A 15,695-nucleotide genomic window follows, 5' to 3' on the forward strand; every position below is an offset into this window, starting at 1 on the left:
TTGTTGCTAAACGTTGCCAAAGCCGTACTCCTCTGTTACAATAATCGCAGTGAGTTTTTAGTAACAACTTTGTAATCTTTACATTCATATTTGTAACTACTTAAAATTAAATCGTCATTTCTTGATTTCGCAGGTGCATAACTAGCATAGCCAAATTCCTGGCACCTGGGAAGCGGGGGAACCAGTTATGGGTGAATTGATCTTGCTACAGAGGGATCATAGGGGACCTTCAACCGAATCCTTAAGCTAACCTCGCAGGCATTGGAAGGGGAATATCTCTTGTTCAAGAAGAAATTAACCGCAGCTGTACTTAGCATCACATTCGCTTTATCGCTTGGTGCAGGTAGCGCATTCGCAGATTCAAAGATGGACACAGTAATTGATTCAGCAATGGGAACTACATACAAAAGTGGGGGAACAACGCTTAACGGCTTTGACTGCTCCGGATTTACCCGGTATGTATTCGACAAGTTGGGTATTGATTTGGCACGCCAATCCAGTTCCCAATTCGACATGGGCGATTCCGTATCCCGCATGGAAATGAGAGCTGGCGATCTGGTGTTCTTTAATACAACAGGTAAAGGCGTATCTCATGTAGGAATCTTTGTAGGGGATGGAAAGTTCGCACACTCCTCTTCTTCCAAAGGCGTTACGATCAGTGCATTGAGTGAAAACTACTGGGCCAATCGTTATGTTGGCGCAAAACGGATTATGAGCACGGACGCATATGAATCACTGGCCCTTGACTAGGGACAAGCTGAGCAACATGATGCTGTAACCATTAACCATACTGGAACGAAGCAAGAAGCATAACAGAACCGCCCGGTACATTCTCCGCAGGAATGTATCCGGCGGTTTTTTTGTGCTTCAATCCTTATTCATGTTGCAAGTTATACTCGGGGTATATCCTGCGACATCAACAGGTTCATTTTGCGTTCGTTCGTCCGTGCCCTTATGATGTTTTTACCCATCCCGTTATAATATAAACGAAATTACCGGAACTTTTGTTTCATTTTTTTTCTTGGGAAGGAAGACTTGCTAAATGAACATCACTTTTGTAGAGTGGACAAAGAGTTCTGTTTCAAGGAAAGGAGCATGCAGGTGTATGAAGGAAACCCCTGTGACGTTTCACGTTGTACCCATGCGAGAAGAACATGCGGAGCTTATCTGCAGTTGGCAGTATGATCCGCCTTACAATATCTACAGCTGGCTCCCCTGGGAGCAGATGAAAGCTCTGGAAGTGGAATTCGGAGATGCACAGCTGCGGCAGGAGCAATATGCGATCGTCCTGGATCAGAACGATCGTATATGTGGGTTTGCTCAATACTTCCCACTTCAAGGGGTAACCCGGATTGGCCTTGGCATGCATCCAGAGCTGTGTGGTCAGGGTCAAGGGACAGCTTTTGTCACTGCCATTGTACAAGAAGCTATTCGCCGAAATCCCACGAATGAGATTGATCTGGAAGTACTCACTTGGAATGCTCGTGCCATTCAAGTCTATCTGAAGAGTGGATTTGTCACCCAGGATACATACGAACGACAGACCCCCAGCGGCTTGAAGCCCTTTCACTGTATGGTTTATGAAGGGCCTCGCGGTTAGAATCCATTGCAAAACAACCAAATTTGCCCCTTGTTATGTGATTAGTTCAAAAAATTCCCACAAAATGCTATGATGTCAGTACAGGTTCCGTTATAATGATATGGATAGTTTCAGGTTAGATGATCTTTCATTCTGGAGGGGACATAAGGGATGCACAAATGGATCATGAGCGGAGTATTTTTTGCAGCATGCGCTTTAGCTATTGTTTTAATGTTTACGCTTCCAGGGAAAGAAGAAGTGGCTGAAGAAGCCAAACCAACCATGCCGGAAGTAACATTGGATGCCGGACAGGCTGAAGCACTGGTCAAAGCCAATTGTATCTCCTGTCACGGGGATCAGCTTCAAGGTGGCGTAGGACCTGCTCTGGCAAACATCGGCAGCCAGGATGATCTGGAGAAGATCTATTCTACGATTGTCAAGGGTAAAGGTGGCATGCCTTCCTTCAAGGGCAAACTGCAGGACGAAGAGATTGCAAATATCGCCATGTGGCTGTCAGAGAAGAAATAATCTCTGCACATGCATAACAAAGAGGCGCTTAATCCCCTTTTCGGAGAATAAGAGCCTCTTTGTTATATCAATTATTAAGCCTCTGCGGCATGCTCAGCCAAAAAGGCCTCAACTTCACGTGCGGACGGCATCCCGGACTGGGCGCCGAGCTTTGTCACGGATAACGCGGCCGCACCCATGGCGAAGCCTACGGCCGCGTCCAAAGTCTCACCGCGCGCGAGGGCTACCGCCAGCGCGCCGTTGAAGCAATCGCCAGCGCCGGTCGTATCGACGGCGCTTACGGCGTAGCCGGGCGCACGGCACGCGCCGGCACGCCCTGCTTGTACGCGGCCACCAGGCGCCGCCGCGTAGACAGCCCCCTCGGGGCCGAGCGTCGTGACGACAGCGGCCCCGAGGGATGCGGCGAGGCTCTGCGACCGCCGCATCCAGGTCTTCCGGCCGGAGATGATCCCGGCCGGTAAGCACGGCAAGCTCACTGCGGTTCGGCGTGACAACGTCGACGCACCGCAGGAGCCTCCTGGGGCAGACCCGGCACCGCGGGAGCCGGGTTGAGCACCACCAGTGCGCTGCCTTCAGCCGTCAGTTGGGCGGCGCGGGTAACCGCTGGCAGCGGGATCTCCAGCTGTAGCAGCACCGCTGCGGCTGCAGTCAGGCTTTTTACCGTATCCGCCTCTTCCAGCATCTCAGGCACCACTTGCCCATTCGCACCAGGAATAACGATAATCCGGTTGTCTCCCCGAGAGAGCCAGATGGAAGCCGTCCCTGTAACCGTGTCTTCCAATATGCGAACCTGCGAGGCATCTGCACCACTTTCCGTCAGACTGTGCAGCAGACTTTCGCCAAAACCGTCCGATCCCACCGCACCAATCATCGTAGTCTGTCCACCCAGACGCGCAGCGGCAACAGCCTGGTTGGCCCCTTTGCCACCAGCGAGATAATGCAGGCTCCTCACCGCTCACCGTCTCTCCCTCTTCCGGAATCGTGTCTGTCTTCACCACAAGATCCATATTGAGACTGCCTACGACAGCAATAAGAGGTTGTTTCTGATTATAGTCTGACATGTATGGTTCACTCACTTCTGGCCGCGCGATAATAACCGACCTCGTTATTGCGACCTCATTTTGTCATAAGCTTCGTTATATTGCCCTGCTTCCTTGATATCTACAGATGTAATACCACCCGCATCCCATGATGTGAGACGCAGCGTAACCGTTGTATAATCAATCGTAATAAAAGGATGATGATTGAATGCTTCCGAGATCGCAGCGACCTCATCCACAAATGCAATCCCTTTCATGTAGTTGGAGAACACGAATTTACGTACAATCCACCGTCCCTCTTCCAGTTCCCAGCCTTCCAGCCTTCCCAGATGAGCTTCGACTTCCTCTTGCGAAAAAACCATGCGTTATCTTCCTCCCCATAGGATGGTATATTACAGACATGCGTCCGTATAACCACCGACACCTTCGGCGCAATCAACAGCAACCTCAAAGGCCAGGCTCACCGCCATGCGGTTGGCCCATTTCACGACTAACATCTTACCACGGACAAGCTTCAAAATCCAATCAACTATATGGCATAGAACCAATAACCATAAGGCTTTGAGGGGAATTCCAATTCCATTTACACCCCTGAAAATGCATGTAAACACACTAAATTAAAGGTACAAATGTCAACTCTTCTTCCCCGATCAAAATATGAATGCGGTGCTGTTCCTTATCATGGATGACCACGCCACTTCCAACCGGAATAACGGACTCCTCGCCCAGCGCATAGAACAGATCCTCCGCCAACGCCTCATCCACTTCAAGTTGGTCAGATGCAGCCAGTCTCTCCCACTCTTCCGCGTCCATTTCAAAGAAAACATACCGATCCGGTATACGTCCGATTGCTGTTGTCAGATCTGTCAAAATTCCTTCATAATCCCGTCCATGCTTTACGCCCATTGGCTTTTCACTCCTATTCGGCCCCTAAGGAGCGGATTTGATCTTATTATACCTGAAAATAGCCCTTAAAAAAAAAGGCCTTCTGGTCGATAAATACATATATGACCGTTTTAACTGTTTTAGCAACCGTAAGGAATGCCTAACATTGAACGGATTGCGGCCAAAAATTCGTCCGGAAGCCCGAACACAGCCGCTTGAAAGGATTCAATTTTATCTCATGGATGAGGTGTATGATGAACATTTCAACGATTATTGGACTAATTTTGGGGCTGGTCTCCCTTGTATTTGGTATGTTCTTGAAGGGTGCGCCCTTAATCAACCTAGTTAACAATCCCGCAGCCTACATTATTATCTTTGTTGGTACGGCAGGAACCATCTTTATCGCATTTCCGATGTCTGAAGTTAAGAAAATCCCTAAGCTTTTCGGGATTGTTTTCAAAAATCAAGTACTTATTGATCGCGTATCCCTGATCGGCACATTTATGGATTGGGCTTCCACTACCCGTCGTGAAGGTTTGCTTGCACTGGAATCAAAAGTAGAAGAGATTGACGATCAGTTCCTTCGTGGCGGTATGCGTATGATTATAGACGGCAACGATCAGGAATTTGTAAGTGATGTGCTCATGGAAGATATTCATGCTACAGAGGAGCGCCACCGTGGCAGTGCCTTGATCTTCGCTCAGGCGGGGATGTACGCACCAACGCTCGGGGTTCTCGGGGCCGTTGTAGGTCTCATCGCAGCACTTGCCGATCTCAGTGACATGGAGAAACTCTCCCATGCGATTGCGGCAGCATTTATCGCAACACTCCTTGGTATATTTAGTGGTTACGTGTTATGGCACCCGATGTCTAACAAGCTGAAACGGATGTCCAAGCAAGAAATGGAGATCAAGCTGATGATGGTTGAAGGACTGTTATCCATACAATCCGGTGTCTCCACCATCGCCATCAACCAAAAGTTATCCGTATTCCTGACACCTTCCGAACGTAAACAACTGGAAGAGAAGGAGGGATCACCAGGTGAAAAAGGCTAAGAAGCACGAACCACATGAAGAGCATATAGACGAGAGCCTGGTTGCTTCCCTATTCCGACTTGATGACCTTGTTGCTCGCTCTGTTTATTGTATTGTTCGGTATGAGTTCAATCGATGCAGCTAAGTTCGAGCAGATGGCTTCCGCACTGAACAGTGCATTAAATGGAGGTTCCGGAATTCTGGACCATTCGTCCATGAATCCGGATACGCCAGGTGCTGATCTGGGTAAGAACAAACAGGAACCTACAGAAATCACCAAGAAAACACCAGGCCAGATTACAGATGCACAGATGGCTAAGAAAGAACAAGAAGACCTGGAGAAACTCAAAGAGCGACTCGACAAATATATATCGAAGAACGGGCTCTCGGACCAAATTTGAACACCAAGCTGAATCAGTCTGAATTGAAGATCACCATCAGTGATAACGCCCTGTTCTCCTCAGGCCGAGCAGATGTGAAGCCTGAATCACGATCCCTGGCCAAAGCAATCTCAAGCATGCTGCAGGAGTTTCCTGAATATGAAGTGGTTGTATCCGGTCATACCGATAATATTCCCATTTCGAACAACCAATATAAGGATAACTGGGATCTAAGCGCAGATCGTGCGCTCAACTTCCTGAAAATCCTGTTGCTGAACTCGCAATTGGACCCTTCCAAATTCACACCAAGTGGTTATGGAGAGTATCATCCGATTGCCAGCAATGACACCAATACGGGACGGGCACAGAATCGCCGTGTAGAGGTATCTATCATTCGGAAGTATCAAAGTAACAATACAAATGTAAAAGCCGTTGGCGGAGGAAACTAGAGGCCTGCAGCGATTCATTAACCAAAGACCGTTCTCCAGGTACAAGGAGAACGGTCTTTTTGGTTTATATAAGGCTTATGCCTGGTTCATCTACATATTTCCGTACTATTCGGTATTATTGACTAGTCTTCATTAAATCTGCACCAAAAAGCCCTGCGCTCCTTTTCGGAAAGCAGGGCTTCAATCAGTTAATTAGTGGAACTCGAATCAACTATTCCAGTGAATAGTCTAACAGACCGCCCAGGCTCCGCTTTTTCAGCAGGGGTAAGCTCTCTCCATGAACCTGTCGCCATTTCTCCAAGATGGATGTTCATGATCCGAATACGCTTCAACTTACGAACCTCGTAACCAAAGGCACTACACATCCGCCGAATCTGACGGTTCTTTCCTTCAGTCAGGATGATACGGAATACTCGATCCGTCATCCGGGTCACTGTACAAGGCAGGGTCATTTCACCCAGGATCTTCACCCCAGTGCTCATACCTCTAAGAAAACTCGGGGTTACAGATCGATCAACAGTAACGATATACTCTTTCTCATGGCGCCCTTCTGATCTAAGAATCCGGTTAACGATATCACCATCATTGGTCATCAGGATCAAACCTTCTGAGTCCTTATCCAGGCGCCCAATTGGAAAGATACGTTCATCGTGCCCGACAAAATCAACGATATTGCCCTGAATATGCTGCTCGGTTGTACTTGTGATCCCGATCGGTTTATTCAGCGCGATATATACGTGTTTTCTCTTTTCCTTGATTGGCTTGCCATTAATTCTTACATCGTCGCCTTCTTCTGCCTGACTGCCCAGTTCAGCCTTAACTCCATTAATGGTTACCTGACCACTATCCACCAACTTGTCGGCTTCACGCCGGGAGCAATAACCTGTTTCACTAATAAATTTATTAATACGCAAAAGGTAATCTCACCTCATCTATTTCTCTTCATCTGTAAGTGTGTCATCTGTTACCTGATCTACCTCAATAACTTCCGGTTGTTGCTCGGATGCAGGCAGTTCAATAATAACTGTTGTTCCCTTGTTCATGACGCTTTTAATATCCATCATGCCCTTATGTGATTGAATAATGCGCTGACTGACCATGAGGCCAAGCCCTGTTCCAGACTCTTTATTCGTAAAGAAAGGTTCCCCAAGCTTGGGCATCATCTCTTCCGGGATACCAATGCCCTCATCCCTGATCTCAATTCTGACGCGTTTCGACTGCTCGTCATGCTTGAGCTTGATATGAATGTTTCCTCCATTTGGCATGGCCTCCATACCGTTTTTCAGCAAATTGATGAATACCTGCTTCAACTGGTTTTCTTCACAGTGTACCATAGCCGAATCGGATGAGGCACGCAGTACAAATTCTACACCATGCAGATGCGCCTGACTATCCAGTAACGAGATGACATCGCCAAGAATAAAACGAATGTCCCGATTCTGAAAATGAACCGCCTGCGGTTTCGCCAGAATCAGAAATTCACCAACAATAAGGTTGATTCGATCCAGTTCCGATAACATCAGATCCAGATGACGATGATTCAGCTTATTGCTCTCTTGCTGTAACTGTAGGAACCCGCGCAGCGTGGTCAGTGGATTACGAATCTCATGTGCCACACCTGCTGCAAGCTGGCCCACGGTTGTTAGCTTCTCAGAACGTCTGAGCAGGCTCTTCCATCCGATTACGACTTGTAATGTCCCTAGAGACGCTAATGAGTGCGGTAATCTCTCCAGCCTCGTCTCGTACCGGAGCCGTACTGACACTGACCTCTACTCGGGTCCCGTCTTTCTTCATCCAGGTAGTTTCGTTGGACGTAATGGACATCCCCTCAACGAGTTGGGCATGCTGACGTTTCATTTCTTCTTCTGCCTCTGGCGGGATGATCTTGAGATTACGACCTTCCACCTCACGACTTCGAAAGCCATATAATTGTTCAAATGCCCGGTTAACCCGCAGCACTTTTCCTTCAAGATCCGTAATGTGAATGGCATCCGCTGTCTGATTGATAATGGATTCCAGATGTTCTTTCACCGCCCGATTCTCTTCATACATCTGTTTCAGACGGCTCGTATAATGGCCCAGATTACGAATCATGGCATTAATACGATTGGCCAGGGCCAAGTTCATCTTTCCTCTTTACTTTCAGACGGAAATCAAAGTGCCCATCCGCTACATCATTCACTTTGCCCAGTATGGATTGGATCGGACGTGTGATATACCCTGCGAGCAAATAGCTGCCAAAGATCACAATCTCCAGCAAAACCAACGATATGGAGGCATGGCTCACCAACTGCTCAGATACCATGGAGGATATTTGCTTATAGTCCATGACAATACTGATCACATAGGAAGACTGATTGGGTGTGAAAATGGGAATAAAACTCTTCAGTACCTTCTGTTCGTGCGTTTCACTGACAAAAGATACATTTTGCCCTGTTCGAATGGCGCGCACCACAGCACGATGATCCTCATCCGTAGAACCATACTGGTATGTACCAAAACGAATCGGTCTGTTATTCAACTTGCTAAAGTTCGAATCTCTTCCGTCATCACCCATGTTCGGGCTGCCAAAAGTCAACGGATTGATGCCTGTAATCTCCAGAATGGAGGGATTGACCTCACGAATTTTATTTAAAATCTCATCCGGACTAGAGATTTTCACATAGTCATCAACTTCCGTATTATTATAGAAGGGATTGATTATGTAGTTTCTCTTTCCATCATGGTAGTAACCCCAGATATCAATATCCGAAGGACTGGATGTCGAATATTCGAATCCATCTGACCAGAAATGCTCCAACTTCTGCCCTTGGGGGATCGTCACCTGTTGTTTTTCAAACAATTGCTTAAAGGCCTGATACCAATAAGTCATAGATTTAGTGGATAGCCCGATTTCTCTCGGATCTGAGGAGCGGCTAACAACGATGTCATCATCCGTCTGCTCCATTAACGAAATATGTGAGACGCCGACCTTTTGGCTCAAGCGTACAAGTTCTTCATTTGTGATATTATTAATATCCGGGTCCAATTCTTCCGCTGCCATGACAGCAGCAAGCCACAGATTGTTTCCAATCTGCCGTTTTACATAATCCGAACTGTATTGATTCTGTTCGACAGCAATTGCAATCTGCTTTGCAGTGAGCACCATCTTGGTTTCACTGTCCTGCCTCAGATTCTCTTCTGTAGTATAATAACTCAGTGCGATATTCAACACTAAAATAACGAGCACTGAGCACGACATAATCATGGATAATTTCGTTTTAATAGACAAGTTTTTTGTTCACCTCTCGGCTTGTACCCTCTGGCGATATATGGCAAAACCTATCTCCATCATAACGCTTGTATGTCTTTTTGAAAAGGATAATTGACCCGTGTCCAAAAGTTACCGAATGACTGAAAAGCTCGAAATTCGTTGTTTTTTGCATTTTCGAACTCTACAATGAAATTAATCACTTTATTTATCCACATACCCACAGGCTTGTGGATAGTTTGTTTATAACTATGTGAGCAACTACACGGTTATCCACAATTCTATACACAACATGTTAACAACCCGAATATTTGTTCGCTGAATAAACGATTTTGGAAGGAGTTATATAGTAATGACTGACCATTTTCTTCAGACCGATCTTGCGCATTTATCTGAGGAAGCTCAGCATGAGCACTGGATGCGAGAGGCCATTGCCGAGGCCTACAAAGCTGAGGCTCTTGGGGAAGTGCCGATTGGAGCCTGTAATCGTACAAAATAACCAAATTATTGGTCGGGGATACAATCTGCGTGAAACTACACTGGATTCCACCGCCCATGCAGAGATGGTGGCTATTCGTCAGGCCAGCGAGACCATCGGAGCTTGGCGTTTGTTGGATTGTTCTCTGTACGTCACACTGGAACCTTGTCCAATGTGTGCAGGTGCAATTGTACAATCCAGGGTCCCCCGCGTAATCTATGGTACGGCTGATCCCAAGGCAGGCTGTGCAGGTACACTGATGAACCTGTTACAGGAGCCTCGTTTTAACCATCGTACCGAGGTGATTCCGGATATCCTTCAGCCTGAATGCTCCACGATGCTAACTCAATTTTTCAGAAGTCTGCGCCAAAAGTTAAAGTAGCCACCGACTACAAACATCCCAATTTAGAAAGGAAGTGTGCTGTAATGGCACTAACACTCTATGATACAGCCAATGGCATTAGCCTTCGGTTGCTCACACCCCAGGATACACAGTCCTATCTGGACCTGATTCAGATCACACGCGTCCCATACCAGTCTGTAGAACCCGTGCGAGACGATGAGTTCTATACACTGGATGCTCAGACTCGGCGGATTGAGGATCGGGTCAAGGCAGCAGAAGAAGGTACAGGATATCAATTTGGAATCTATACTATTAAAGACAGCCTGCTAATTGGACAAGTAAGTATCAATAATGTCGTATTAGGCGTTGCCAATTATGCGGATATGGGTTACTTTATCCATCCAGATTATCAGGGTGGCGGACGAATGACAGCAGCGGTTAAACTGGCCGCAGCTTATGGCTTCCGTGCGCTGAAGTTAAATCGGATTCAGGCTGCAGTATTGCCCTCCAACAAAGGTTCACAGCGCGTTCTGGAGAAGAACGGATTCCAGTTTGAAGGTACTGCTCGCAAATACCTCAAGATCAACGGCAAATATCAGGATCATCAGATCTATGCTGTACTTGCTGAAGACTTGGACGAACTTACGAATTAATTGATTTAGAAGCTTCCCAATAAAGCTGTCTGTATTCCCAATTTAACTATATACAAAGTTAATGTACAAAACCGCACTACCCTAGTTATGTAGGAGAGAGTGCGGTTTTATTTGTATAGATCACCAGCCACGATTCAACTACAAAGATCAATTATTTTTCGGGTATCCCCTCTTGCGCTGTCTAAAAAAAACCGCCTGTACCCAAGCGGAAGGAGATTATCCTTCACTTGAATCACAGACGGTTTGAACTCAGCGAGATTAGTATCCGTATGAAGCGTTCATCAATTCTTCGAACTCTTGCATAGTAATTACGTCATCGCCAGTAGGGATGTTGATTTTGAATGCTGCTTTTTCGTTAATCTTGGTGTACGTATTGGAACCGGTAAATGCCAATTTCACTTCGTCTTTTGTACCTTCTGGCTTGATCAGCACATCAGCGACCATCTTTTGATATACAGGGAAGTCGTTTTTGTCCAATGCGAAATCGATGTTGAATTGGTTGATTGTCAGAACATCTTTCAATTTATCCAAGTCTTTAGCCATTTCAGCCTGATCTGCTTCAGTGATCTTCAGATCTTCTTTAGCTTTGTCGATATCAGCCTGATCCATTTGCAGCATTTCACGATATTCCTCTTTGGACAGAATATCCAATACTTTAGGCATAGCTTTTGTTACCAGTACAGTAACTGCTTCTTTAACATTGTCATTATTCACCGAGAATTGTACAACTTGCTTCGCATCTACACCCTCAGGAAGTTTTGCATCTTTGGTGTCTAGATTTTTGAAGAATTTAGCTTGATCGTACTCGCTCAGCACTGCGTCCATAACTTCGTTGCTCAGCTTTTGCGTTTTGGCTGCGTCCATAGCATCAGGGTTCCATTCTGTACCCTCTTGCTCAGCCAGTTCTTTCAGGTCCAGGCTCCAGGAACTTGTTAACAACATTCTCCGGAATCGGGAAGAACGGAATGTTCGGCACTTTCACATAGAGTTTCTCTGCCGTCATCACCATTGGGATGTTAAAGGTCATACCCATGTCGCCTTTAAGCTCGATGCCAAGAGTCATCTCTGTCTGCATTGGCTCACTTTGGTATACACCTGTTACATTCAACTGAGCATCCTTCAGCATGCTCATAAACTGAGTCATAGTAGGATCAGTTTGTGAAGCATCCCCAGGTTTATAGCTCAATTCATTAATAGTGAAATTAGAACTCATTTCATACGAAGTCAATTTGGAAGCATTGGCCGCAGCCGTCTTCAATGCCTCTTTTGGTTCCTGCTTGCTGCTACATGCTGTTAATGCCATAGATACGGTCAACAGCAACGTGAGAAGAAGCGCCCCCATACGTTTAGTCATTTGTTTCTCTCCTCTCGTGATAACCCCAAAAAAAAGTAATTCAATATCAATGATATACCATATCACCAGATACCGAAACCTAATTTGGGAAAAATGTGATCTTTCCTCTTTAAAATGGCTACAAAGACCTATGTCAGCTTTGGGAATAACCATGTGCCTGTCTTTATATATGTATGAATACGCAAAAGCCCCCTGTTAGGTAACAAGGGACTTTTGCGTGAATCTGTTTCTTCTATTAACCTTGAGGATTCAAATGATCCACATGATTTTGATTTTTTACTTTTTTGGAACCGGATAATGGTTCCTGCATGGAAGATCGTTTGGATGAATGACGATGCTGTTCGGATGCTTGCGCTTCCGGTACGGGAATTGTTTTTGGTTTGCTCATATTATTGCCCCCTCATCATTGTTAGGAATGGGATGGGTCCCTATCTTCCGTTTTATCATGATTCAGTGCATCCTGATGACGGCGATCATTAATATCTTGCTGAATTTGCTGGGCATGATGACTGTTTACGGCAGGCTGCTCCAGATCATCGACTACATTTTGCAGGTTTTTGTCTACTCCCGCTTTGGCTTTAGTCAATTGAGTTTACTCCTTCAAATTTCACGCTATTATCTCGTCTGGGATTGTAACGACTGGGCGCATTCATGAATGTGCCGTGTATAATCGTGAGCCAGTTCCTGAATCGGTTCTGTACGCTCATCCGTCGTTTGTCCATCCCGTTCCACGTCAATCAGCCTGTACGCTGACTTCACGGGAATCGACATATGCACATTTGAAATCAAAAGAGTACATCTCGTGCCCTGCTGTAGCAATGTGTATCCGAATCGCCTGCTGATCGGCTTCATCGGCCATTACCTGAGCCTGGTCTCCAACATTCAGGACTTGAGGCAAACGTTCTTGCCAAGCCCCTACAAGCTCTGTTTGATCGATGTTTAACTCGCGGTTCATCTTACCACCTCCACTCTTATAAAGTGCGGCGATGAAGATGTTTTTATACATATTAGCCTTATTCAAAATATAAAGTTGTACTGAGCAACGTATACATCGGTCACCAACCTGTATGCTCACTACGCTGGACAAACTCACAACGCAAAAAAGGACCCGAGCGAGATCGCTCGAATCCTTGTTATAAGTGTAGTATGGCGGAGAGGGTGGGATTCGAACCCACGTGGAGTTGCCCCCTAACGGTTTTCAAGACCGCCCCGTTATGACCGCTTCGGTACCTCTCCAGGGAAATTAACTTTTATAAACTTGCCACGAAAAGTATCATACCACATCTCGACATTATAATGCAACCTTTTTATATTAAAATTGATAATCCCGTATCAGACAACTGCCTCCGTTATACAAAACACTCCAATCCGCCATTCCAAAATGACGGATTGAATTTGTATTCCTCTTGACGAGGATGGTTAGCTAACTCTAACTTAAGAGCGACGTGCAATCACGCTTGCACCGCCCATATAAGGACGCAATGCTTCAGGAATAACAACCGTACCATCTTCCTGTTGATAGTTCTCCAGGATAGCGGCTACCGTCCGTCCAACAGCCAATCCTGACCCGTTCAATGTATGAACAAATTCCGGTTTGGCTTTTGGCTCTCTGCGGAAACGGATATTGGCACGACGCGCCTGGAAGTCCTCACAGTTGGAGCACGAAGAAATCTCACGATAAGTGTCGCTTTCAGGCAACCACACTTCAATATCATACGTTTTAGCTGAAGTGAAGCCCATATCTGCCGTGCACAATGTCAGGACGCGATACGGCAAGCCCAACAATTGAAGCACACGCTCCGCATTTTGAGTCATTTGCTCCAGGCTCTTCATACGAAGTCTCCGGAGTAGAGAGCTTGAGCAGGCTCTACTTTGTTGAATTGATGCTGACGAATCAAGCCGCGTGTATCCCGTCCAGCCGAACCGGCTTCAGAACGGAAACAAGAGCCTGTATGCCACAAAGTGTTTAGGCAATTGATCTACATTCAGAATCTCTTCGCGATGGTAGTTCGTTACCGGAACTTCAGCAGTAGGAATCAGATAATATTCAGTATCTTTCAACTTGAACAGGTCTTCTTCGAATTTAGGGAGTTGACCTGTTCCAAACAAGCTGTCCCGATTAACAATGTATGGAGGCAAAATCTCTTCATATCCATGTTGATCGCTGTGCAGATCCATCATGAAGTTAATCAATGCACGTTCCAGACGTGCGCCCAGACCTTTATAAAAGGTAAAACGGGAACCTGTTACTTTGGCAGCCGCTTCAAAATCAAGAATATCGAGATCCTGCGCAATTTCCCAGTGTGCTTTTGGTGCAAAAGTAAATGACTTCGGCTCTTCCCAACGACGAATCTCAACATTGTCGTCTTCAGAAGCTCCAATAGGTACACTTTCGTTAGGAATGTTCGGAATCGCCATTGTGAGATCGTTGATCTTCACTTCCAGTTCCCGAACTTCTTCGTCCATGGCTTTGATTCGATCAGACACTTCACGCATCTCCACAATCAGATCATCAGCGTTCTCACGATTCTTCTTCAGTCTAGCAACTTCTGCGGAAACTGTATTCCGACGGCTCTTCAGTGTTTCACTCTCTTGAAGCAATTCCCGACGCTTGGCATCCATCTCGGTAAATCCAGCGATAAGATCCAGCGATTTGCCACGTTTAGTCAATGCTTCTTCTACACGTGCATACTCATTCCGCAATATTTTCACATCAAGCACGATATACCCCTCCTAAATAACCTCACAACGTGAAGCCTTATGTTAAATCCATTCTCATAACTCTACTGTATACACCTTACTATATACTTATCGGAACCTGTAACCCAAAAAACAACCTATATCCCCCTTGTCACCCTCCGCTGCGATTCCCGCTATGAAGCAGATACAGGCAACATCAGGCATCCGTTCAGATGCAACTGCCAACCAGTGGCCCTTACACGGCTTCTGGTGAAGTGATCCGATGACCGGGAGATCATAGGTTGTACATCATGCATTATTTAGAGTCTACCGTGTGTTTGTAGGATCTGGCCATGTCTACAAAATAAGTATGCAGACGATAGTCATCCGTCAATTCCGGATGGTAGGAGCAAGCCAACAAATGTCCCTGACGAGCCGTAACAATCTCATCCTTGTATGTGGAGAGAACCTCCACCTGGTCTCCGACACTCTCGATCAAGGGCGCCCGTATAAATACAGCCCTTACCGTTTCCTCAATGCCTTTGACTGGCAAATCCGTCTCAAAACTTTCTCTCTGCCGTCCAAATGCATTTCGGGATACTGTCATATCCATTAGCTCCAAATGAGCTTCTTCTTGCCCTGCAATGTGTTTAGCCATAACGATCAAGCCAGCACAGGTACCAAATACCGGTTTGCCCTCAGCAGCAAACGCCCGAATGGCATCCATAAACCCATACTTGCGCATCAGTTTACCAATCGTCGTGCTTTCCCCGCCAGGAAGGATAAGACCATCCAAGTCCTCCAATTGCTGAACCTGTTTGATAGCTATACCTTCTGCTCCAGCACGTTCAATACTTCGAATATGCTCTGTGACAGGCTCCTTGAAGTGCTAAAACGCCGATCTTCATACGCTCATTCCCCTTCTCTTACCAGCCACGATCTTGCATACGGTAAACGAACATTGTACTTTTTTACTTCATCATACGTGAATTCTAACTTGATATTTTACCGGAAAAATTGTAAATATACAATCCATCCGGTCG

12 protein-coding genes, 1 tRNA gene, 8 pseudogenes and 1 riboswitch are annotated in these 15,695 nt (G+C 46.1%); of the genes and pseudogenes, 7 read left to right on the forward strand and 14 right to left on the reverse strand.

Going from position 1 to position 15,695, the window contains the following annotated elements:
• Positions 1 to 138 precede the first annotated feature (138 nt).
• A riboswitch (cyclic di-AMP (ydaO/yuaA leader) is annotated at positions 139 to 276 on the forward strand.
• A gap of 39 nt (positions 277 to 315) precedes the next feature.
• From MHB71_RS24650 to MHB71_RS24660, 3 genes are all read left to right on the forward strand, one after another.
• Positions 316 to 750 (forward strand): C40 family peptidase, encoded by a 435-nt coding sequence (locus MHB71_RS24650; RefSeq protein WP_223199955.1) that lies wholly within the window; start codon positions 316 to 318, stop codon positions 748 to 750.
• 355 nt (positions 751 to 1,105) lie between these two features.
• Positions 1,106 to 1,600 carry a GNAT family protein gene (locus MHB71_RS24655; RefSeq protein ID WP_036607287.1) on the forward strand — a complete coding sequence of 165 codons (495 nt, stop codon included), beginning with the start codon at positions 1,106 to 1,108 and terminating at the stop codon, positions 1,598 to 1,600.
• A 150-nt stretch (positions 1,601 to 1,750) separates the two neighbouring features.
• Entirely contained in the window at positions 1,751 to 2,107 is a 357-nt protein-coding gene (locus MHB71_RS24660) for a cytochrome c (RefSeq protein WP_036607288.1), read from the forward strand.
• A 95-nt stretch (positions 2,108 to 2,202) separates the two neighbouring features.
• Here MHB71_RS24660 and MHB71_RS24665 read toward each other — a convergent pair.
• The 3 genes and pseudogenes from MHB71_RS24665 to MHB71_RS24675 form a co-directional block, all read right to left on the reverse strand.
• Positions 2,203 to 3,059, reverse strand: a pseudogene (locus tag MHB71_RS24665) (PfkB family carbohydrate kinase); the annotation flags it as partial.
• Positions 3,060 to 3,212: 153 nt separating this feature from the next.
• Positions 3,213 to 3,509: a 4a-hydroxytetrahydrobiopterin dehydratase gene (locus MHB71_RS24670; RefSeq protein WP_017691315.1), complete on the reverse strand. Its 297-nt coding sequence runs from the start codon at positions 3,507 to 3,509 to the stop codon at positions 3,213 to 3,215.
• 250 nt (positions 3,510 to 3,759) lie between these two features.
• The gene (locus MHB71_RS24675; protein WP_074092938.1) at positions 3,760 to 4,053 is read right to left on the reverse strand and encodes a hypothetical protein; all 294 of its coding nucleotides are present in this window, start codon (positions 4,051 to 4,053) and stop codon (positions 3,760 to 3,762) included.
• 233 nt (positions 4,054 to 4,286) lie between these two features.
• On the opposite strand from MHB71_RS24675, the gene motA reads away from it, so the two are divergent.
• Both motA and motB read left to right on the forward strand, forming a co-directional pair.
• Positions 4,287 to 5,087: a flagellar motor stator protein MotA gene (gene motA / locus MHB71_RS24680; RefSeq protein ID WP_036607291.1), complete on the forward strand. Its 801-nt coding sequence runs from the start codon at positions 4,287 to 4,289 to the stop codon at positions 5,085 to 5,087.
• Positions 5,074 to 5,895 (forward strand): annotated as a pseudogene (gene motB / locus MHB71_RS24685) (flagellar motor protein MotB). The gene motA and the pseudogene motB overlap by 14 nt, the downstream one beginning before the upstream one ends.
• Before the next feature lie 211 nt (positions 5,896 to 6,106).
• Here motB and rluF read toward each other — a convergent pair.
• The 4 genes and pseudogenes from rluF to MHB71_RS24705 form a co-directional block, all read right to left on the reverse strand.
• Positions 6,107 to 6,809: pseudogene (rluF, locus tag MHB71_RS24690) on the reverse strand (23S rRNA pseudouridine(2604) synthase RluF).
• Positions 6,810 to 6,827: 18 nt separating this feature from the next.
• A complete protein-coding gene (locus MHB71_RS24695) occupies positions 6,828 to 7,532 on the reverse strand; it encodes an ATP-binding protein (RefSeq protein WP_340027942.1) in 705 nt (234 codons plus the stop codon).
• A gap of 13 nt (positions 7,533 to 7,545) precedes the next feature.
• Positions 7,546 to 8,016: a PAS domain S-box protein gene (locus tag MHB71_RS24700; protein WP_340027943.1), complete on the reverse strand. Its 471-nt coding sequence runs from the start codon at positions 8,014 to 8,016 to the stop codon at positions 7,546 to 7,548.
• Entirely contained in the window at positions 7,994 to 9,166 is a 1,173-nt protein-coding gene (locus tag MHB71_RS24705; RefSeq protein WP_340027944.1) for a HAMP domain-containing protein, read from the reverse strand. The genes MHB71_RS24700 and MHB71_RS24705 overlap by 23 nt, the downstream gene beginning before the upstream one ends.
• Positions 9,167 to 9,497: 331 nt before the next feature.
• Here MHB71_RS24705 and tadA point away from each other — a divergent pair.
• Both tadA and MHB71_RS24715 read left to right on the forward strand, forming a co-directional pair.
• Positions 9,498 to 10,005 (forward strand): annotated as a pseudogene (tadA, locus tag MHB71_RS24710) (tRNA adenosine(34) deaminase TadA).
• 44 nt (positions 10,006 to 10,049) lie between these two features.
• The gene (locus MHB71_RS24715; protein WP_340027945.1) at positions 10,050 to 10,619 is read left to right on the forward strand and encodes a GNAT family protein; all 570 of its coding nucleotides are present in this window, start codon (positions 10,050 to 10,052) and stop codon (positions 10,617 to 10,619) included.
• A gap of 258 nt (positions 10,620 to 10,877) precedes the next feature.
• Here the strand turns inward: MHB71_RS24715 and MHB71_RS24720 are convergent.
• From MHB71_RS24720 to pdxT, 7 genes and pseudogenes are all read right to left on the reverse strand, one after another.
• Positions 10,878 to 11,973 (reverse strand): annotated as a pseudogene (locus MHB71_RS24720) (hypothetical protein).
• A gap of 235 nt (positions 11,974 to 12,208) precedes the next feature.
• Positions 12,209 to 12,361, reverse strand: coding sequence for a small acid-soluble spore protein P (locus MHB71_RS24725; protein WP_036607296.1), 153 nt, complete (start codon positions 12,359 to 12,361; stop codon positions 12,209 to 12,211).
• A 21-nt stretch (positions 12,362 to 12,382) separates the two neighbouring features.
• On the reverse strand, positions 12,383 to 12,559 hold the full coding sequence (locus tag MHB71_RS24730) for a hypothetical protein (protein WP_017691325.1): 177 nt from the start codon (positions 12,557 to 12,559) through the stop codon (positions 12,383 to 12,385).
• Between the two features lie 29 nt (positions 12,560 to 12,588).
• Positions 12,589 to 12,928: pseudogene (locus tag MHB71_RS24735) on the reverse strand (hypothetical protein).
• A gap of 192 nt (positions 12,929 to 13,120) precedes the next feature.
• Positions 13,121 to 13,209: transfer RNA gene (locus tag MHB71_RS24740), tRNA-Ser, on the reverse strand.
• A 198-nt stretch (positions 13,210 to 13,407) separates the two neighbouring features.
• Positions 13,408 to 14,694 (reverse strand): annotated as a pseudogene (gene serS, locus MHB71_RS24745) (serine--tRNA ligase).
• Between the two features lie 274 nt (positions 14,695 to 14,968).
• Positions 14,969 to 15,560, reverse strand: a pseudogene (gene pdxT / locus MHB71_RS24750) (pyridoxal 5'-phosphate synthase glutaminase subunit PdxT).
• Positions 15,561 to 15,695: the final 135 nt, after the last annotated feature.

The organism is Paenibacillus sp. FSL H7-0940 (assembly GCF_037979415.1).
GTDB classification, from domain to species: domain Bacteria; phylum Bacillota; class Bacilli; order Paenibacillales; family Paenibacillaceae; genus Paenibacillus; species Paenibacillus amylolyticus.

Coding starts and splice junctions, on each gene's coding strand:
- MHB71_RS24655 (WP_036607287.1), top strand. CDS start 1,106: ATGAAGGAAACCCCTGTGACGTTTCACGTTGTACCCATGCGAGAAGAA.
- MHB71_RS24660 (WP_036607288.1), top strand. CDS start 1,751: ATGCACAAATGGATCATGAGCGGAGTATTTTTTGCAGCATGCGCTTTA.
- MHB71_RS24670 (WP_017691315.1), bottom strand. CDS start 3,509: ATGGTTTTTTCGCAAGAGGAAGTCGAAGCTCATCTGGGAAGGCTGGAA.
- MHB71_RS24675 (WP_074092938.1), bottom strand. CDS start 4,053: ATGGGCGTAAAGCATGGACGGGATTATGAAGGAATTTTGACAGATCTG.
- motA (WP_036607291.1), top strand. CDS start 4,287: ATGAACATTTCAACGATTATTGGACTAATTTTGGGGCTGGTCTCCCTT.
- MHB71_RS24715 (WP_340027945.1), top strand. CDS start 10,050: ATGGCACTAACACTCTATGATACAGCCAATGGCATTAGCCTTCGGTTG.
- MHB71_RS24725 (WP_036607296.1), bottom strand. CDS start 12,361: ATGAGCAAACCAAAAACAATTCCCGTACCGGAAGCGCAAGCATCCGAA.